The sequence below is a fragment of the Amycolatopsis sp. NPDC051372 genome, assembly GCF_040682095.1.
GTDB lineage: Bacteria > Actinomycetota > Actinomycetes > Mycobacteriales > Pseudonocardiaceae > Amycolatopsis.
Genome location: NZ_JBFBAF010000048.1, coordinates 53,840 through 71,005, shown reverse-complemented (window position 1 = coordinate 71,005; position 17,166 = coordinate 53,840). Strand labels below are relative to the sequence as shown.

Below are 17,166 nucleotides of genomic sequence, written 5' to 3'. Positions count from 1 at the left end.
CGGATTCCTGCACCACTACAACCACCACCGAGCCCACACCGCCCTCAACGGCCACCCACCCATCACCCGGGTCAACAACCTCACAGGGCACTACAACTAGCGGTTCCATCCCGCCGGCGGCGAGGAACGGCGCCGCGCGCGTGACGTAGCGGGCGTAGGCCTGCTCGACGGTGAAGCGGGCGACGGGCCGGCGTTCGGCTTCGTACGTGTCGAGCAGCCCGGCGCCGGCGGTGCCGTCGAGCGCGGCCTTGAGCTTCCACGCGAGGTTGTGCGCGTCGTGGATGCCGGTGTTGCCGCCGTAGCCGCCGTAGGGCGGCATCGAGTGCGCGGAGTCGCCGACGAGGAACACGTTGCCGCTGGAGAACCGGTCGGCGGTCTGCGCGGTCGCCTCCCACTTCATGACGTCGTCGATCTCCACGTCGATGTCGGGCACGCCCAGTGCCGCGCGGACGAGTTCCACGCACCGCTCGTCGGTGAGGCCGGTCCAGAGGTCGCTGTCGGGGTGCTGCGGGTCGCCGAGCCCGTGCACCGCGAGGAAGCCGGACCGGTACGGCTTTTCGATGCGGAAGAAGCCCTGCAACGTCGGGTTGACGACCATGATCACGCCGAGGCTGCGCTCGCGCACCAGCGCGGCCATCTCTGCGCGGAAGTAGATCGTCACGCTCTTCGAAAGCACGCCGTGGCCACCGAGGCCGATGCCGAGCCGCTCGCGGATGCCGCTGTGCGCGCCGTCGGCCGCGATGAGGTACCGCGCCCGCACCGTGGACGTGGTCCCGGTGGCGCGGTCGCGGAGCACGGCCGTGACTCCGTCGCCGTGGTCGGTGAAGCTCGTGACCTCCGTGCCGAACCGGGTTTCGGCGCCGAGTTCCCGCGCCCGTTCGGCGAGCACCGGCTCGATGGCGACCTGCGTCGCGAAGAGCCGCCGGCACGGGCGAGGTCGCGCACGCCTTCGTTCAACGTCGGCAAGTACCAGGCGATCTCCTTGCCCGCCAACGTCTCCACGGCCATGATCGCCGCCTCCTGGTCGAACTGTTCCGCGGACCGGCGCTGGATCACGTCTTCGATGCCGGCTTCGCGAAGGATCTCCATCGAGCGCTGAAGGATGAGCGCGGCGCGCGGGTGGATCGCGCTGCCCGGGTGTCGTTCCACGACCAGCGAGGGAATTCCCTGCTGCCCGAGGAGTACCGCGCTGGTCATCTCGATGAGACTGCCACCGACGATGAGAACAGGAACGTCGTGGTCCACTCCGGCCACCTCTTTCCTGAGGGTCTTTCTGGGGTAGTGAGTCCACTGTAGAAAGTGCTTCCTTGGTCCGCATCAGCGTGACGCGCACGGGAATGGCCCTGGCGCGCAACGGGATTTCCTCACGCGAGGTGGACGGTGACCGGCAGTGTCGCCCCTTGACGTTGAAACAGCTGCAGCGTGGCGGGTTCGTCGAACGGACCTCGTACCCGGAGGTGCCTCCGCGCGTGGAGTACACCCTCACGGAGCTGGGTTCGTCGCTGCTGTCGGCGGTGCTGGCGCTGGGCACGTGGTCGACCGAGCACCAGGCGCGGATCCGCGGGAACCAGGCGGCGTTCGACGCGGTGGAGTCGCAGGAGGCCGAGAAGCCCTAGTGACCCGGATGGTCGCGGGGTCACTCGGACGTCTCAGCGCTCGGCCGCGGCGGGAACCGGCGCTGCCGGGGCCGACCGCCGGGTGTGGACGAACCGGGCCGACACGATCGACGCGACCAGGCCCAGTGCTAGGAAAATCAGGCCGAACGGGCCGAGGTTGTAGGCGCCGAACGCGGCGATCCCCGCTGCGCCCGTGAGGCCCGAAGCGGCCGTCGCGAGGTAGGTGGCGGAGGCGTTGAGGCCGATGCTCACCGGCGCGTGCTCGGGCGAAACCTCGATCAGCCGGTGCTGCAGCGGCACCAGCGTCGCCCAGCCGCAGACACCCCAGACGAACAGCGCGACGGCCGCCGTCGCGAAGGTACGGCTGCTGAAGGGAAGCAGCGCGAAGTCGATGCCGACGACCACGACCGCCACCGCGATGATGCGCTGACCCGAGATGCGGTCGGTGAGGTGCCCGGCCGTCACGCTGCCGACGGTGGCGCCCGCGCCCCAGAGGAACAGCAGGATGGCCAGCGCGATGCCGTTGCCGCCGGTGGCCCGGTCGAACGACTCGCCGACGAACGTGTAGTCGGTGAACAGGCCCGTGAACACGAGCAACGTCGTGAGCAGCGTGAAGCCGATGCGCGCGTCCTTCATCGTGGCCAGTCGCTCGCGCAGCCCGGCGACGTGCGCGGCGGGGATCGCGGGCAGGAGCACGGCGACGCCCACGGCACCCAGCACGGCGAGCGCGGCGACGAACCACAACGTCGTCTGCCAGTTGGTCTGCGAACCGATCACGGTGCCGATCGGCGCGCCCAGCGCGGTCGCGGAGCTGAGGCCGGCCATGACGACGGCGAGCGCGCGCCCGCGTTGGTGGGGCTCGACCAGCGACGCCGCCGTCGCGCTGGCCGTCAGGGTGAACATCCCGGCGCCGAGGCCCGCGATCACGCGGCTGGCGAGCACCAGCCCGTAGAGCGGGAGGGCGGCGGTGAGGACGTTGCCGACCGCGAGGATCAGCAGCCCGGCGATCAGCAGCCGCTTGCGCGGCCAGTGCGCGGTGGTGGCGGCGATGATCGGCGACGACACCGCGTAGGTGAAGGCGAACATCGTCACCAGGAGGCCGGTCGCGGCGGCGTTCGTGTGCAACGAGCGCGAGATCTCGGGCAGGATGCCCGCGATCACGAAGCCGTCCGTTCCCACGGCGAACGTCCCCAGAGCGAGAACGAGCAGGCGTCGGTACACGGGAGAATCCCTTCGAGGAAGGTTTGATGTACGTCAAACCATAAGAAGGCGAAACCGCTCGCGTCAAGGACGGTTTGATGAATCTGGTACAATTGTGACTGAGGTCGCCGAGGAGGTGCTGTGGCTCGTTACCTGGAGGAACCGGCTGTCGCCGACATCCGGTTCGACGACGTGCTCAACGCGATCGCGGACGACGCGCGGATGCGCGTGCTGGTCACCCTCGCCGACGGTGAGTTCCACCCGTGCGGGCCGGAAGGTCTGCTGGCCGCGCTGCACAAGTCGACGTTGTCGCACCACAAGAAGGTGCTGCGCGAGGCCGGGCTGACGCGCACGAAGCTGGAAGGTCGCAACTACTTCGTGTGCCTGCGCCGCGAGGATCTCGACGCGCGGTTCCCGGGATTCCTCGACGCCGTGCTCGCCGGGCTGGCCGAGGTGTACTGATCCGTCCGAAGTGGACGGTATTACTTGAGTACGCGGGTGTCGTCGGCGTGGATCGGCGTGCCGTCGGGCGTGACGTAGGTGAGCCGGGGGATCGGCTCTTCCGTCTCGCGGTCCACGAGCAGCACGTGGTCCTCGCCGGGTTCGTACGCGTGATCCTGGCCCCACTGCCGCAGGCTCACCACCAGGTCGAACAAGTCCTCGCCGCGCTTCGTCAGCACGTACTCGCGATAGGCGCTGCCGTCCGAGGCCGGTTCGACGGACAGCACACCGGCGTCGACGAGGTTGCGCAGCCGCGCACGGAGGCGCTCGAACAACTGCTCGTCGAACGCGGCCTGATCGACCCGGCGGTGGTCGACCGGCTCATCACGACGTACGAGACGAACATCGGTCCGCTCAACGGAGCCAAAGTCGTCGCGAAGGCGTGGACTGATCCGGCGTACCGCGAGCGCCTCCTGGCCGACGGCACGGCGGCCACGAAGGAACTCGGTTTCGGCGGGCCGCAGGGCGAGCACATCGTGGTGGTCGAGAACTCCGCGAAGGACCACAACGTGGTGGTGTGCACGCTGTGCTCCTGCTACCCGTGGCCGCTGCTGGGCCTGCCGCCGAGCTGGTACAAGGACCCGGCTTACCGTGCGCGCGTGGTCCGTGAGCCGCGCAAGGTGCTGTCGGAGATGGGGTTGGACCTCGACGCGGACGTGCGCATCACCGTCCGCGATTCCAGCAGCGAGGTGCGCTGGCTGGTGCTGCCGGAGCGCCCGGCCGGCACGGAAAGCCTTTCCGAAGACGAACTCGTCGAGCTCGTCACGCGCGACGCGATGGTCGGCGTCGCGAAAGTGGCGGCCCCGTGAGCGCGCCGCTGAGCGTCGACGGGGTCGCCGCACCGCCGCGCGCCAACGGTGAACTGCTGTTCGCGGCGCCGTGGGAGAGCCGCGCGTTCGGGTTGGCGGTGTCGCTCTACGAAGCCGGTGCGTTCGACTGGCCGCGGTTCCAGGCCGCGCTCATCGCGCGCATCGGTGATTGGGAAGCGGACCGCGCCGGCGGCTGGAGCTACTACCACCACTGGCTCGCCGCGCTGGAGGACGTACTCGTCGACACCGGCGCGGTGCCCGGCGGCGAGGTCGCCTCGCGCGCCGAGGCACTCGCTCTTCGCCCGGCCGGGCACGACCACCCGCACCCCCATCCGTGACCGGTGGTCACGTCGTCGCCAGCGCCGCGGTCGGTGTGAGCCGCGCGGCGCGGATCGACGGGTAGCCGCCCGCGACCACGCCGATCACGACCGCGCCCACCAACGCCCCGACGAGCGCGGCCGGCGGAATCACGACCGGCCAGTGCTGGTAAGTCGCGTACGCGAGCGTCGCCAAGGCCCCGGCCGCAACCCCGGCCAGCCCGCCGATCGCCGACAACGTGACGGCCTCGGTGAGGAACTGCACGCGGATCTGATCGCGGTTCGCGCCGAGTGCGCGGCGCAACCCGATCTCGCGGCGGCGTTCCAGCGGAGATGACCATCGTGTTCGCGACACCGATGCCACCGACGAGCAACGCGACTCCGGCTAGTCCGAGGAACAAAGTGGACAGTGTCGCTTGAATGGCCCGCTTGGCCAGCAGGCCGTCCGACGGCAGGCTCACCTGGACCAGGCCCGGCAGCTGCGGGTCCACAGTGGCCGGCAGGACCTTGCGCACGGCCTCGACCTGGGCCTCGTCGGCCTTCACGTAGATCACCGTCGGGCTGCCGTCGAAGTGCAGTTCGGACTGCGCCGCCGCCCAGCCGACGAGCACGGAGCGGTCGATGTCCGGCGACAGCGGCGTTTTGTCGAGGATCCCGACGACGGTGAACCACGACCGCCCGACGTACACCTGCTGGGGCCGGGCGGCGTCGACGCGGGTGAAGCCGAGCCGGCTCGCCGCGACCGAGCCGAGGACGACGGTGGGGAAGCGTTCGTTGGCAGCGTTGAGGAACTGGCCCGAGCCGACGTGCGCGTTGACTGGGAGACGTCGGTGCTCGGCACGCACCACGCGCTGGAACGCACGCCGGTGATCCTCGAAGACGGTTCGTACAACGAAGGCTGGACGCTGGCCCACCGCGACTTCCACCGCGCGCTGCTGGCCGGCTGCGCCAGCCCGCGGCTCGATGCGATCGCCACGTCGTTGCGTGACAGCGCCGAGCTCTACCGGCGCTGGTACTGGGCGCTGACCGACGACCACCAGCGCGACATTCCGGGCGAACACCGTCGCCTCAAGGACTTCGCGCTCGAACGCGACACCGATCAGGCCGTGGCACTCCTCGGGGCGCACATCGAACGCGCACCGCAGGCGTTGATCGCCTACGCGCAGGAAAACGGCTTGGACTCGTCGTTCGCGTGACGTGCCCGGGCTGACGCCGGCCGGGCTCAGCCGGCCGGCGCTTTCCCGGATCAATCGACGATCGTCACGACACCCGTCGGCGCGTCGAGCGCTTCGACCGTGAGCTCGGCCGCGCGGTCGATGTGCACGCGGGGCTCGGCGGGCAAGGCACCTTCGTTGTAGGTGCCGGGGCCGTAGAACTGGCCGTAGCTCAGCACCACGCCGCCTTCGGCCAGCACCGACTGCTCGAGGTCCTTCACCGCGACGGCGTCGGGGCCGTCGGGCAGCTGCCACGCCACGCTCTGCGCGAGGATCTTCGGCGCGCCGGCCGCCCGCGCGGCCTCGATCAGGTTGTGGTTGCCCTCGGTGCGGATGCGCGCGTTGCGCTCGGCGTGTTCGCCGATCTTGGTGACGTCGTCGGGCAGGTCGGTGAGCTCGTTGAGCACGACGTCCGGCTTGAAGTCGCGGACGGTCTGCACGAGCGCGTCGCGGTCGAAGACGTCGCACAGGATCGCGACGGCGCCGAGGCCGATCAACGGTTCCATCTTGGCGGCCGACCGCGTCATGGCGCCGACCTCGTGCCCGGCCTCGACCAGCCGCGGGATCAGCCGCTGCCCGAGCACTCCGGAGGCGCCGGCGAGGAATACCTTCATCACTTCTCCTGGTTCTGGGAACTGTCTGACAGCAACCACGCTACGTGCCATGTGGCACGTGTCCGTGGTCCATTACTGCCCCAGAACCGTGGGCCAATCGGGCAATTCGCGCCCTCGGCCGCCATCCTCGGTCAGAGCCGCATGGCGGCGAGCACCACGGCGCCCACGCGCTTGTAGAACTTCTCGACGGTCGTCCGGGTCGGTCGGGTCACGATCGGTCTCCTGTCCGATGGGTATGCAGTGGACTCAAGGCCAGGATCCGGACGAAATCGGCGCACAGCTTCGCGGCCGCAGGCGCGGACCACTCGGGTGCACGCCAGGCGACGTGCCGGTCGGGCCGCACGAGGACGGCGCCGCTCGTGGTGACCTCGCGCCGGTCCGCCCATTCGCCGAGCGGGTCCGCGAGGTCGCCGGGCCGGTGCCCGCCGATCACGTGCACGTCGACGCGCACGCCGGTGCGGGTGGTGAGGTCGTCGGCCACGGTCTGCCACGCCTCGCCGCCGACGCCCGTCAGCAGCGCGAACCCCAGCCCTTCGACGAGGTCCAAGGTGGACAGTGCGCGGCTGTCGTGTTCCAGGCGGGCGTGGGGAACGCGGGCGCCGGGTGCGGTGGTCGGCACGTACTGGAGCACGGGATCCGGCGGTTCCGGAACGGACGGCAGGTCGTCGGCGACCAGCGCGCCGGTGGTGTACTTGACGCCGTGCGCAGCGGCGTACGGATCCTGGACCACCAGGGCCGGCGTTACGAGGTCGCCGCGCACGGCAGCTCGGCGCCGCCCGGAGGGATCGCGTGAAACCGGGCCCGGGGGACGTGTTCCCCGGGCCCGTCCGTCCACAGCGGACACTCAGGCCGCCGCCGAAGTGAGGCGCGCCGAGCGGGCCACCGAGAGGCGGTCCGCGCCCCACACCAGCAGGGCCACCAGACTGAACCCGGCGCCCAGGACGCAGACCGCCGTCCAGCCCCACGCGCTGTACGCCGTGGTCGCCGCGACGGCGCCGCCGCCGAAGCCCACGGAGTAGTACGCCATGTTGCTGCCGATCAGGCGGCTGCTCGCGTTCGGGTCGAGGCCCACGATGAGGTGCTGGTTGGTCACGTGGATGGCCTGGCCGGCGAAGTCGATCACGATGATGCCGACGATGAGCGGGATCAGCGACTTCGGCAGCCACGCGATCGGCAGCCAGGCCACGGTGAACAACACGAGCGTGATGCCGGTGACCCACTGCGCCCGGCCGCGGTCGGCCAGTGACCCGGCCCGCGCGGCACCGAACGCGCCCGCCGCGCCGACGAGGCCGAACAGCCCGACCGCCGACGTCGACAAGTTCCACGGCTCGGCGGACAGCGGCAGCGCCATCGAACCCCACAGCGCACCGAACCCGGCGAACATGAACATCGTGATCAGGCTCCGCACGCGGAACACACGTTCGCGCGCGGTCAGCGTGACGATCGACGTGATCAGCTTGCGGTAGGAGACAGACGGCCGGTTCGGCAGCTCCGGCGGCAGCCGCAGGCCGAGGAGGATCGCGACGCCGAGCATGAGCACGGCGGAGACGACGAACACCGAGCGCCAGCCGAACGCGTCGGAGAGCAGGCCGGCCACGGTCCGCGCGAGCAGGATGCCGATCACGACGCCGCTGGTCACGATGCCGAGCACACGGCCGCGGGATTCGGGGCTGGCCAGCACGGCGGAGTAGGCGATGATCACCTGCTGCACCACCGTCGCGAGCCCGACTACGCCGCTGGCGATGAAGAACATCACCGGTCCGGGAGACACGGCCACGGCGAGCAGCGCCAGCGCGGCGATCACCGAGCCGATCGGGATGAGCACGCGGCGATTGAGCAGGTCACCCAGCGGCACCAGCAGGATCAGGCCGGCGAAGTAGCCGACCTGGGTCACGGTCGTCACGAAGCCGAGCCCGGCGGCGCCGACACCGAGGTCGTGGCCGATCTCCTCCAGCAGCGGCTGGGCGTAGTAGATGTTGGCCACCGCGATGCCGCAGACAACGGCCAGCAGGACGGCGAACCCCGTGCTGATGCCGGGGCGTGGAGGTCCGGGAGTTTTCCGGACGTCGAGGGAGGTCATGGCGTTCCTAACAGGTGTCGGGCCACAGTGGTGAGTAGCAACCGGATTGGTGGCCCGCGCGCTGGGCTCAAAACCCACGCTAGGTTGCGATTGGGTCAGGTGTATGGTCCATTTCCATGGTGGGAACACGGGCCACTTCACCCGAGGGCAGACGCTCCGCCGAGGGCCTCGGCGCCGATCTGCACCTCGACCACCTGGACCTTCGCGGCCGCCACGGCCTGCGGACGTCGCTGATGGACGCGTTGCGCGAAGCCGTGCGCACGGGCCGGTTGCTGCCCGGCGCACAGCTGCCGTCGTCACGCACACTGGCCGCCGATTTGTCGATCGCGCGCAACACCGTGGCCGACGCGTACGCCGAGCTCGTGGCCGAAGGCTGGCTCACCGCGCAGCAGGGTTCGGGCACGCGCGTCGCCCGCCGGGCGGAGCCCCGCCGCGCGCCGACGCCCGGCTCCGACCGCGTCGCGCTTCGTCGGCCGACGCCGATCCGCACGCCGGACACGCGGTTCAGCCTGCTGCCCGGCAACCCGGACCTGGCGAGTTTCCCGCGCGCGCAGTGGCTCGCGGCGTCCCGGCGCGCCATCATGGCCGCGCCCCACGAAGCTCTCGGCTACGGCGACCCGCGCGGCCGCGTCGAACTCCGTACGGCGCTCGCCGACTACCTGGCGCGCGCCCGCGGCGTTTACGCGTCGCCCGAGCGCATCGTGATCTGCGCGGGGTTCGTGCACGGGCTGCGGTTGATCGGCAGCGTGCTGCGGGCGCGGGGAGTCCGGACGGTCGCCGTCGAGACCTACGGCGTGCCGCAGTACTACGACCTGCTCACCGAAACCGGCCTGGAGACACCGGCTCTACCGCTTGACGAGGACGGCACGTGCACCGAGGGACTGCGTTCGCTCGACGCCGGCGCGGTCCTGCTCACGCCCGCGCACCAGTACCCGACCGGCGGCGCGTTGCGCCCGGACCGGCGCGCGGCCGCGGTCGACTGGGCTCGGTCGACGGGCGGTCTGGTGCTCGAAGACGACTACGACGGGGAGTTCCGGTACGACCGCCAGCCGGTCGGCGCGTTGCAGGGCCTCGACCCTGAGCGCGTCTGCTACTTCGGGACGGCGAGCAAGTCGCTGGCGCCGGGGCTGCGGCTCGGGTGGCTGGTGCTGCCGCGTTCGGTGACGCACGAGGTGATCGCCGCGAAGGGCCACGTCGACTGGGCGCCGGGTTCGTTCGACCAGCTGACGCTCGCCGAGTTCCTCACGTCCGGCGACTACGACCGGCACGTCCGCGCGATGCGGCTGCGCTACCGGCGGCGCCGGGACCAGCTGGTGGCGGCCGTCGCGGAGCACGCGCCGGGGATCCGCGTCTCGGGGATCGCGGCCGGGTTGCACGCGGTGCTCGACCTCCCGCCGGGCACCGAGCGGTCGGTGATCGCCGCCGGTGCGCGGGTGGGTCTGGCGCTCGACGGGCTGGGGGATTTCGCGCACCCGTCTTTGCCGGAGGACAGCGGGCGCGACGGGCTGGTCGTCGGGTACGCGACTCCGTCGGACAGCGCGTGGTCGGGGGCGTTGGCGGCGTTGTGCTCGGTGCTGCCGCGGTCATAGCGTCGCGAGCACCTGCGCGAGGCCGTCTTCGACTACGGTCCCGGTGAGCTCGCCCGCGGCGGCGATCAGCTTGGCGGGGGACTGTCCCATCGCGACACCTCGACCGCGTTCGGCGGCCCAGGCGAGGAGCTCGATGTCGTTGTGACCGTCGCCCACGGCGAGCACGCGGTGCCGGGGGATCGCGAGCTCGACGCGGACGCGTTCGGCCGCCGCGGCCTTGTTCACACCTTCGGCGGCGAGGTCGAGCCACGGGGTGCAGGCGAGGGCGAAGCTCACGTTCCGCAGGTGCATTTTTGCTACCAGAGCGAGGAAATCGTCCATGTCGTGGCCCGGTGCGAACGCGACGACCCGGGTGGTTTTAGTGGTCAGCAGCGCCTCGAACGGCACCGCGGCCTGCGCGTCGTCGAGGCCGGTCGTGCCGTCGGGGAACGGTTCGGTGCAGCGGTAGCGACCCAGCTGGTCCTCGACGGCGAAGCGGGCGTTCGGCAGGTGCGTGCGGATGGCACACAGGACTTCGGCCGGGTCGAACGACTCCACATGGTGGCGCTGGAAGCCGGATCCGGATTGGCGCAGGGTGACGGCGCCGTTGGAACAAACCAGGAACCGAGGCGTGATGTCCAGGCGGTCGAGCACGGGGATGGTGCTCACGGCGGAGCGGCCGGTGGTGAGCACGACGTGGTGCCCGGCCGCGTCGAGCCGGCGGACCTCGGTGACCACGGCATCGCTGAGGGAGCCGTCCTCGCGGATCAGGGTGCCGTCGATGTCCAGCGCGACGAGCCACGGTCCGGTGTCCTTCCAGGACGGTGAGGTCATGACGGGGATCCTCCAGGGGAGTCGGTTCTTCCCACTGTAGGGACGTTCGCGGGGCTGTCCACTGTGCACTGCGCCATACCGGATTGGCCCACGATCGACGGCCGGAATTGGACCACGTGCGCGCGGGTAGCGGCGCTTAGCGTGATCTCATGACGACTGAACGCCTGCCCGAGCACACCCCGCGCCTGGATTGGATGAAGCTCGCCCCCGACGTGTTCAAGGCGATGCTGCGCCTGGACACCGCGGCGAAGAAGCATCTCGACGAGGACCTGGTGAACCTGGTCAAGATCCGCGCGTCGCAGCTGAACCACTGCGCGTTCTGCCTCGACATGCACAGCAAGGACGCGCTGATGGCCGGCGAGTCGGCCGAACGCATCCTGCAGCTGGACGCGTGGGCCGAGTCGAAGCACTTCTACACCGCGCGCGAGATCGCGGCGATCGAGCTGACCGAGGCCGTCACCGTGCTCACCGAAGGCTTCGTGCCCGACGAGGTCTACGCGAAGGCGGCGCAACAGTTCGACGAGACCGAGCTCGCCCACCTCATCGCGGCGATCACCACGATCAACGCGTTCAACCGCTTCGGCGTGTCGACTCGGATGGTGCCGGGCCACTACACGCCCACCGCGTCCTGACGCACCCGCTCGCTTCCGCCTTCCCTGCGGAGGCGAGCTCTTCCACCGTCCACACTGGACTCTTCCCGCGAAGGACCCCATGACCACCATCACCACCCCGTTCGGCGCGCGAGCCACGGCCGCCGAGGTCCTCGCCGGAGTGGACCTCACCGGCCGCCGCGTGATCGTCACCGGCGGCGCTTCAGGGCTCGGCGCCGAGACCGTCCGCGCGCTCGCCACGGCGGGCGCGCACGTCACCATCGCCACCCGCACACCGGCTCACGCCAAGCAGCTCGTCGAACAGTTTCCGCAGGTCGACGTCGTGGCGCTCGACCTCGCCGACCTCGGTACGGTGCGCGCGTTCTGCGCGCAGTGGGAAGGGCCGGTCGACGCGCTGGTCGCCAACGCCGGCGTGATGGCGCTGCCCGAGCGCGAGGTCACCGCCGAGGGCTGGGAAATGCACCTGGGCATCAACTTCCTGGGCCACTTCGCGCTCGTCACCGGTCTGCGCGACGCCCTGCGCTCCGGCAGTGGAGCGCGTGTCGTCGTCCTCAGTTCCGGCGCGCACCTGCTGACGGACTTCTCCTTCCCCGACCCGCACTTCGAACAGCGGCCCTACGACCCGCTCGTCGCCTACGGGCAGTCGAAGACCGCGAGTGTGCTGCTTGCCGTCGGCATCAGTCGCCGCTTGGCCGGCGAAGGCGTCCACGCCAACGCGTGCGCCCCGGGTGTCATCCGCACGAACCTCCTGCGCCACCTCACTCCCGACGGCCTGCGCCTGCTCGGCGCCCTCGACGCCGACGGCAACGCCACCACCCCGGCCTACTTCAAGACTCCCGAACAGGGCGCCGCCACGCCGACGCTGCTCGCCGCGTCGCCGCTGCTCGACGGCGTGACCGGCCGCTACTTCGAGGACAACCAGGAATCGCCGGCCATCGACGGCGGCGCGCACCTCGCCGCCGCCGGCGTGGACGCGATGGCGGGCGTCGCGCGCTGGGCCCTGGACCCGGTCGCGGCGGACCGCCTGTGGGACTACGCCTCGGAGGCTGTGCGCTAGCGGGTCACGGGAGCAACGGCAGCTTCCCGACGATCTTGCCCACCCGGTTGCGCGGCCCGACGATGCTCACCGCGTAGTAGTCGAGCGTCTCGCCGGCGGTCTCCTTCACGCCGGCGAGGTAGTCGGCGTACACCAGCGTGTGCTGCGCCACCACCGGCATGTCCGCCACGAAGCACCCGGGCGACGCCGCGGCCTTGGCGCGGATGGTGCGCAGCGTCGGACCGTCGGCGGCCAGCACCGAACACCCCGTCCACGGCAACCCGGGATGCGCCTGCCCGTCGGCATCCACGGCGTCGTCGCCGAGCAGCCCCGTGATGTTCGGCGCCGTCGCCGCGGCCGCGCAGACGGCCGCGTTCACCGCGCGCCCCGGCGGCAGACTGCTGTCGACGACCACCACCCACTTCAAGCGAGCCGTCCGCGTCGACACGGTCGGGTCGACCTCTTCCGGGGCGAACCCGATCGGCGCACTTTCCTCGGTCAACACCACGCCTCCCTGACTGTCCGTACCGCTCTTCACCCGTGAAGCTAGACGAACAACCAGTGGACTCGCCTACGATCCGTACAAGTATCGGATTTGGCTCCGTGGAGGCGGACGTGGACGAACTTGATAAGGCCATCCTGCGAGAACTGCAGTCGGACGTCCGGAAGACCAACCGCGACGTCGCCGCCGCCGTCGGCGTTTCACCCACCACGGCCCTCGACCGCACCCGCGCGCTGCGCCAGCGCGGCATCATCCAGGGCGCGACCCTCGACGTGAACCTGCCCGCCATCGGCCGCTCGGTCCAGGCCCTCGTCGCGGTCCGCGTGCGCCCGCCGTCGCGCCGCGTCATCGAAGGCTTCCGCAACTGGGTCACCACGCTGCCCGACATCCTCGGCCTCTACATCACGACCGGCACCGAGGACTTCATCCTCCACGTCGCGGTCCCCGACAACGCCAGCCTCTACGCCTTCGTGATCGACAAGCTCACCGCGCGCCCCGAAGTGGCCGACGTCCGCACGTCGATCGTCTACGAACACCTCCGCAACACCCGCATCACGCCGGTCGAGCGCTGAAAACGGTTCGCTCGTCGGTGATTCGGGGCTAAGGAACTTCCTTCGTGGCCCGCGCCCGGAAGTCACGCACTTTGGCGCGGTTCCCGCACGTCGCCATGGAGCACCAGCGGCGGCGGTGCGCTTTGGTGCGGTCGTAGAACCACAGCGGGCACTCCGGTCCCTCGCAGTTGCGGACCAGCGACCGGTCGCCGTGGGCGAACAAGTCGGCCGCCGCTTGCGCGACGGGTGCGAGAAGGGACCGGGACGTGGTCCACGTCCACCGGTCCTCCAGATCGACGACGGCGCCGGAACGGTGGATCTGCAGGCTGCGGCCGCTTTCGGCGAAGATGGCGTTCAACGCGGCCAGGAAAGCCTCGTCCGGTGCCGTGGGATCGCCGCCCGCCCACGCCTGGACCACCGGGCGCAGGCGTTCGCGCAACTCGACGGCTTCGAGCGCCGCCGCGTCCAACTCGGCTGCGCTGAACCGGTTGAGCACCGCGGCGCGATCGTCGATCAGTCCCGTGAGCTCGAGCCACCGCAGATAACCCGCGCCGTCGGGGATCAGTTCGGCGCCTTCGGCGGTGGCCGCGGTGTTGAGGAACGCGAGGGCCGGATGGTCGCTCAGCCCGAGCGGGGGCAATTCCGGTTCCATCGGCCCTCCTTTCCTGTCCGTCCGTTCCGCGTTCGTTGACAGAGGACGCCAACCCCGGCACGGTCGTGAAGACGCTGGACCTCTGGGACGGCTCGCTGCCGCAGTTCGGACCGGCCGGCGCGAGCGCCAAGCTCGCCGTGTTCGCCGGCGGTGCACCCGAAGGCGAGCAGGCCGAGGTGTGGGCGCGGGCCCAGACGCTCGCCGACCAGTTCACTTCGGCCGACGCCTACGTCTTCAGCATTCCCATGTGGAACTCGGGCGTGCCCTACGTCTTCAAGCAGTGGGTCGACATCATCACCCAGCCCGGCATGGTCTTCGGCCTCGACCCGGCCGCCGGCTACTCGGGTCTGGTCCACGGCAAGAAGGCCGCCACGATCTATACCAGCGACGTCTACTCCGAAGGCGTCCCCATCCAGTTCGGCGCCGACTTCCACTCCACGTACGTGAAGGACTGGCTGCGCTTCGTCGGCGTCACCGAGGTCACCGAGGTCCGCTTCCAGCCGACCATCCTCACTGCCACCCCGGACCAGGACCGCGCCGCGGCCCTGACCGCAGCCCGTGACGCGGGCAAGGCGTTCTAGTTCGTTCCGGTAATCGGAACTCGGCGGTCCGTCGCCTCGCGGTGGCGGGCCGCCGAGGCGCGTCAAGCATCATGTCAATCCTTGACTTGATGCGACCGCAACCTTAACGTTTCCTTTCGCCGCCGGGTTTCCACAACATTAATTCACATATCTGAATAAATGGCACAGAGGTCCCCACCGTGCGAAAGGAAACTGCGATGCGCATGCGCGCCGCGCTCGTCGTGCTGGCGATTCCCGCTTTCGTGGCTGCAACCGCGTTGCCCGCGGAGGCAGCGCCGGCCACCGGCCAGTCCGTGCTGGGCAGCCCGTCCGTGGCTCCTGGCGGCAACTTCGACCTGTCGACCTGGCAGCTCCAGGAGCCGGTCGGCTCACCGGGCTCGCCGACCACCATCTCGTCGTCTCGGCTGCAAGGGCCGAACGGGTTCCAGGACAGCTATTTCTACACCGATACGCGTGACGGCGGGATGGTGTTCTGGGCGCCGGAAAAGGGCGTCACCACGCCCAATTCGAACTACGCGCGATCCGAGCTGCGGGAGATGAACCGCGACGGATCGGCCGCGAACTGGTCGCTGAGTGGTTCGCACAAGCTCAGCGCCACCCTGCGCGTGGTGTCGGTGACGTCGAACGTGTGCGTCGGCCAGGTTCACCTGGGTACCGGCGGCTCGTCGACGAAACCGTTGCTGGAGCTGTACTACCGCTCCAGTGGTGACATCGTGCTGGGCACGGAGAACTCGCCCGACGGCGGCCAGACCCTGCACACCGTCGGCCACGTCGCGGTGGGCAAGACCTGGACCTACACGATCGGGATCTCCGGCGGCAACACCATCGACCTCACCGTGAACGGCAGCACGACGCACTACAGCATTCCGTCGTCGTTCAAGGCGTACAAGCAGTACTTCAAGGCCGGTTCGTACAACCAGTCCTCGTCGAGCAGCACGACGAAGGGCGCACGGGTCTCCTTCTACGGGCTGACGATCTCGCACAGCTGACCGCCTGGGAAATCGGCGCCGCCGGGGCGAACTCGCCCGGCGGCGCCTTTTTTCGTTGCCCGGCTCGGCCCCGGGCACCGCGTCGGCCGGAGCGGCCGGCGCCAGGTCCGCGCCGCCGACCGGGTGAGCGTGGGCTCAGCTCGCCGGCGTGCTCAGGTCAAGTTATTCGCGATTCACTAAATTCCGCGGGGGATGAACGAGCCTGAGTCATCCCGGAGGGTTGGGTCTTCCTGGTCAGGTGACGTCGACGTCCTCGCTTGCCAAAGCGGCCGTAGTGAACCACTATGCACTAGGGTGCTGGACGGACGAAGGAGTCGGTGTGGACTTTCAGGAGGCCTCGGAACACAGGGATCTCCGGGACACGGTGCGGGCGATCGCCGCGAAGTTCGGGCCGGAGTACTACGTCCCGCGCGCCGAGGCCGGCGAGCCCACCGCCGAGCTGTGGGCCGAGTTGGGCCGCAACGGCTACCTGGGGATCAACCTGCCGGAGGAGTACGGCGGCGGTGGCGCCGGCCTGGCCGAGCTCGCGATGGTGTGCGAGGAGACCGCGGCGGCAGGCTGCCCATTGCTGCTGCTCATGGTCTCCGCCGCCATCTCGGGCGAGATGATCTCCGACTACGGCACCGCCGAGCAGAAACAGCACTGGCTGCCGCGCATGGCTTCTGGCGAGGCGAAGGTCGTCTTCGGCATCACCGAACCCGACGCCGGGTCCAACACCCACCGGCTCTCGACCGTCGCGGTGCGGGACGGCGATGACTTCGTCCTCAACGGCACCAAGCACTACATCTCCGGCGTCGACGAGGCCGAGGCCGTCCTGCTCGTCACGCGAACCGGCCGTGACGAGAGCACCGGGCGCGCGCGGTTGTCGCTGTTCCTCGTGCCCACCGACACCCCTGGCTTCGTTGCGACACGGCTCCCAGTGTCGGCGAAGCTGCCGGAGAAGCAGTTCGTGCTCCACTTCGACGACTTGCGCCTGCCCGCGAGCGCGCTCGTCGGCGAGGAGGGCAACGGCTTCCACCAGGTCTTCCACGGGCTGAACCCGGAGCGCATCACCGGCGCGGCCGTGTGCGTCGGTATCGCCCGCCACGTGCTGGGCCAGGCCGCGGACTACGCGTCGACCCGTGCGGTGTGGGACGCGCCGATCGGGCAGCACCAGGGCATCGCGCACCCGCTCGCGAAGGCCAAGATCGAGACCGATCTGGCCGCGCTGATGACTGCGAAGGCGGCCTGGCAGCACGACCACGGCGAACCGGCGGGCGAAGCCGCGAACATGGCCAAGTACGCCGCGGCCGAGGCGGCCGCCGCCGCCGTGGACGCGGCGATCCAGACGCACGGCGGCAACGGGTTCGCCACGGAATACGGCCTGCTGCCGTACTGGGGCATCGCGCGCCTGCTGCAGGTCGCGCCGGTGAGCCGGGAGATGGTCCTGAACTACGTCTCCCAGCACAGCCTCGGGCTGCCCCGTTCGTACTGAGCCCGAGACAAGCGAGC

General features: G+C 70.1%; 21 protein-coding genes and 3 pseudogenes. 12 read left to right on the top strand and 12 right to left on the bottom strand.

Annotation, left to right across the window (positions count from 1 at the left end; translation table 11 throughout):
• Positions 1-220: 220 nt before the first annotated feature.
• Positions 221-889 (bottom strand): annotated as a pseudogene (locus AB0M56_RS45870) (FAD-dependent oxidoreductase); the annotation flags it as partial.
• Between the two features lie 149 nt (positions 890-1,038).
• Positions 1,039-1,245, bottom strand: a pseudogene (locus tag AB0M56_RS45865) (FAD-dependent monooxygenase); the annotation flags it as partial.
• Between the two features lie 62 nt (positions 1,246-1,307).
• Between AB0M56_RS45865 and AB0M56_RS45860 the strand changes: the two are divergent.
• The gene (locus AB0M56_RS45860) at positions 1,308-1,616 is read left to right on the top strand and encodes a helix-turn-helix domain-containing protein (protein ID WP_364188561.1); all 309 of its coding nucleotides are present in this window, start codon (positions 1,308-1,310) and stop codon (positions 1,614-1,616) included.
• Between the two features lie 33 nt (positions 1,617-1,649).
• Here the strand turns inward: AB0M56_RS45860 and AB0M56_RS45855 are convergent, their stop codons facing one another.
• Positions 1,650-2,837 carry an MFS transporter gene (locus AB0M56_RS45855; RefSeq protein WP_364188558.1) on the bottom strand — a complete coding sequence of 396 codons (1,188 nt, stop codon included), beginning with the start codon at positions 2,835-2,837 and terminating at the stop codon, positions 1,650-1,652.
• A 120-nt stretch (positions 2,838-2,957) separates the two neighbouring features.
• On the opposite strand from AB0M56_RS45855, the gene AB0M56_RS45850 reads away from it, so the two are divergent.
• Positions 2,958-3,278, top strand: coding sequence for a transcriptional regulator (locus AB0M56_RS45850; RefSeq protein WP_255638418.1), 321 nt, complete (start codon positions 2,958-2,960; stop codon positions 3,276-3,278).
• Positions 3,279-3,298: 20 nt separating this feature from the next.
• Here the strand turns inward: AB0M56_RS45850 and AB0M56_RS45845 are convergent, their stop codons facing one another.
• The gene (locus tag AB0M56_RS45845; RefSeq protein WP_364188555.1) at positions 3,299-3,592 is read right to left on the bottom strand and encodes a winged helix-turn-helix transcriptional regulator; all 294 of its coding nucleotides are present in this window, start codon (positions 3,590-3,592) and stop codon (positions 3,299-3,301) included.
• A 33-nt stretch (positions 3,593-3,625) separates the two neighbouring features.
• Here AB0M56_RS45845 and nthA point away from each other — a divergent pair, with 33 nt between their 5' ends.
• Together nthA and AB0M56_RS45835 are read left to right on the top strand one after the other, a co-directional pair.
• Positions 3,626-4,126: a nitrile hydratase subunit alpha gene (gene nthA, locus AB0M56_RS45840; protein ID WP_364188552.1), complete on the top strand. Its 501-nt coding sequence runs from the start codon at positions 3,626-3,628 to the stop codon at positions 4,124-4,126.
• Entirely contained in the window at positions 4,123-4,464 is a 342-nt protein-coding gene (locus tag AB0M56_RS45835; protein ID WP_364188550.1) for a nitrile hydratase accessory protein, read from the top strand. The genes nthA and AB0M56_RS45835 overlap by 4 nt, the downstream gene beginning before the upstream one ends.
• 7 nt (positions 4,465-4,471) lie before the next feature.
• Here AB0M56_RS45835 and AB0M56_RS45830 read toward each other — a convergent pair whose 3' ends face one another.
• Positions 4,472-4,798, bottom strand: coding sequence for an ABC transporter permease (locus AB0M56_RS45830; RefSeq protein ID WP_364188548.1), 327 nt, complete (start codon positions 4,796-4,798; stop codon positions 4,472-4,474).
• A gap of 208 nt (positions 4,799-5,006) precedes the next feature.
• Positions 5,007-5,357 (bottom strand): annotated as a pseudogene (locus tag AB0M56_RS45825) (ABC transporter permease); the annotation flags it as partial.
• On the opposite strand from AB0M56_RS45825, the gene AB0M56_RS45820 reads away from it, so the two are divergent.
• Positions 5,250-5,639: an FCD domain-containing protein gene (locus AB0M56_RS45820; protein WP_364188566.1), complete on the top strand. Its 390-nt coding sequence runs from the start codon at positions 5,250-5,252 to the stop codon at positions 5,637-5,639. The pseudogene AB0M56_RS45825 and the gene AB0M56_RS45820 overlap by 108 nt on opposite strands.
• Before the next feature lie 50 nt (positions 5,640-5,689).
• On the opposite strand, the gene AB0M56_RS45815 is transcribed toward AB0M56_RS45820, so the two are convergent.
• From AB0M56_RS45815 to AB0M56_RS45805, 3 genes are all read right to left on the bottom strand, one after another.
• Positions 5,690-6,271: an NAD-dependent epimerase/dehydratase family protein gene (locus tag AB0M56_RS45815; protein WP_255638416.1), complete on the bottom strand. Its 582-nt coding sequence runs from the start codon at positions 6,269-6,271 to the stop codon at positions 5,690-5,692.
• A gap of 208 nt (positions 6,272-6,479) precedes the next feature.
• Positions 6,480-7,001, bottom strand: a complete 522-nt coding sequence (locus AB0M56_RS45810; protein WP_364188545.1) for a hypothetical protein — start codon at positions 6,999-7,001, stop codon at positions 6,480-6,482.
• A gap of 114 nt (positions 7,002-7,115) precedes the next feature.
• Positions 7,116-8,351 carry an MFS transporter gene (locus AB0M56_RS45805; protein WP_364188542.1) on the bottom strand — a complete coding sequence of 412 codons (1,236 nt, stop codon included), beginning with the start codon at positions 8,349-8,351 and terminating at the stop codon, positions 7,116-7,118.
• 116 nt (positions 8,352-8,467) lie between these two features.
• On the opposite strand from AB0M56_RS45805, the gene AB0M56_RS45800 reads away from it, so the two are divergent.
• The gene (locus tag AB0M56_RS45800; RefSeq protein WP_364188539.1) at positions 8,468-9,940 is read left to right on the top strand and encodes a PLP-dependent aminotransferase family protein; all 1,473 of its coding nucleotides are present in this window, start codon (positions 8,468-8,470) and stop codon (positions 9,938-9,940) included.
• Here the strand turns inward: AB0M56_RS45800 and AB0M56_RS45795 are convergent.
• Positions 9,935-10,753, bottom strand: a complete 819-nt coding sequence (locus AB0M56_RS45795) for an HAD family hydrolase (protein ID WP_364188536.1) — start codon at positions 10,751-10,753, stop codon at positions 9,935-9,937. The genes AB0M56_RS45800 and AB0M56_RS45795 overlap by 6 nt on opposite strands.
• A 149-nt stretch (positions 10,754-10,902) precedes the next feature.
• Here AB0M56_RS45795 and AB0M56_RS45790 point away from each other — a divergent pair, with 149 nt between their 5' ends.
• Both AB0M56_RS45790 and AB0M56_RS45785 read left to right on the top strand, forming a co-directional pair.
• Complete coding sequence (locus tag AB0M56_RS45790; protein ID WP_364188533.1) at positions 10,903-11,385, top strand: carboxymuconolactone decarboxylase family protein; 483 nt, start codon at positions 10,903-10,905, stop codon at positions 11,383-11,385.
• Positions 11,386-11,464: 79 nt separating this feature from the next.
• A complete protein-coding gene (locus AB0M56_RS45785; protein ID WP_364188530.1) occupies positions 11,465-12,421 on the top strand; it encodes an SDR family NAD(P)-dependent oxidoreductase in 957 nt (318 codons plus the stop codon).
• A 4-nt stretch (positions 12,422-12,425) separates the two neighbouring features.
• On the opposite strand, the gene AB0M56_RS45780 is transcribed toward AB0M56_RS45785, so the two are convergent.
• On the bottom strand, positions 12,426-12,905 hold the full coding sequence (locus AB0M56_RS45780; RefSeq protein ID WP_364188527.1) for a DUF2000 domain-containing protein: 480 nt from the start codon (positions 12,903-12,905) through the stop codon (positions 12,426-12,428).
• 110 nt (positions 12,906-13,015) lie between these two features.
• Here AB0M56_RS45780 and AB0M56_RS45775 point away from each other — a divergent pair, with 110 nt between their 5' ends.
• Positions 13,016-13,474 (top strand): Lrp/AsnC family transcriptional regulator, encoded by a 459-nt coding sequence (locus tag AB0M56_RS45775; RefSeq protein ID WP_364188524.1) that lies wholly within the window; start codon positions 13,016-13,018, stop codon positions 13,472-13,474.
• Between the two features lie 28 nt (positions 13,475-13,502).
• Here the strand turns inward: AB0M56_RS45775 and AB0M56_RS45770 are convergent, their stop codons facing one another.
• Positions 13,503-14,105 (bottom strand): CGNR zinc finger domain-containing protein, encoded by a 603-nt coding sequence (locus AB0M56_RS45770; RefSeq protein WP_364188521.1) that lies wholly within the window; start codon positions 14,103-14,105, stop codon positions 13,503-13,505.
• Between the two features lie 35 nt (positions 14,106-14,140).
• Between AB0M56_RS45770 and AB0M56_RS45765 the strand changes: the two genes are divergently transcribed.
• The 3 genes from AB0M56_RS45765 to AB0M56_RS45755 all read left to right on the top strand — a co-directional run bounded on the left by AB0M56_RS45765 (position 14,141) and on the right by AB0M56_RS45755 (position 17,149).
• Entirely contained in the window at positions 14,141-14,686 is a 546-nt protein-coding gene (locus tag AB0M56_RS45765; protein ID WP_364188518.1) for an NAD(P)H-dependent oxidoreductase, read from the top strand.
• A gap of 179 nt (positions 14,687-14,865) precedes the next feature.
• Complete coding sequence (locus AB0M56_RS45760; RefSeq protein ID WP_364188515.1) at positions 14,866-15,675, top strand: polysaccharide lyase family 7 protein; 810 nt, start codon at positions 14,866-14,868, stop codon at positions 15,673-15,675.
• A 319-nt stretch (positions 15,676-15,994) separates the two neighbouring features.
• A complete protein-coding gene (locus tag AB0M56_RS45755; RefSeq protein ID WP_364188512.1) occupies positions 15,995-17,149 on the top strand; it encodes an acyl-CoA dehydrogenase family protein in 1,155 nt (384 codons plus the stop codon).
• Positions 17,150-17,166: the final 17 nt, after the last annotated feature.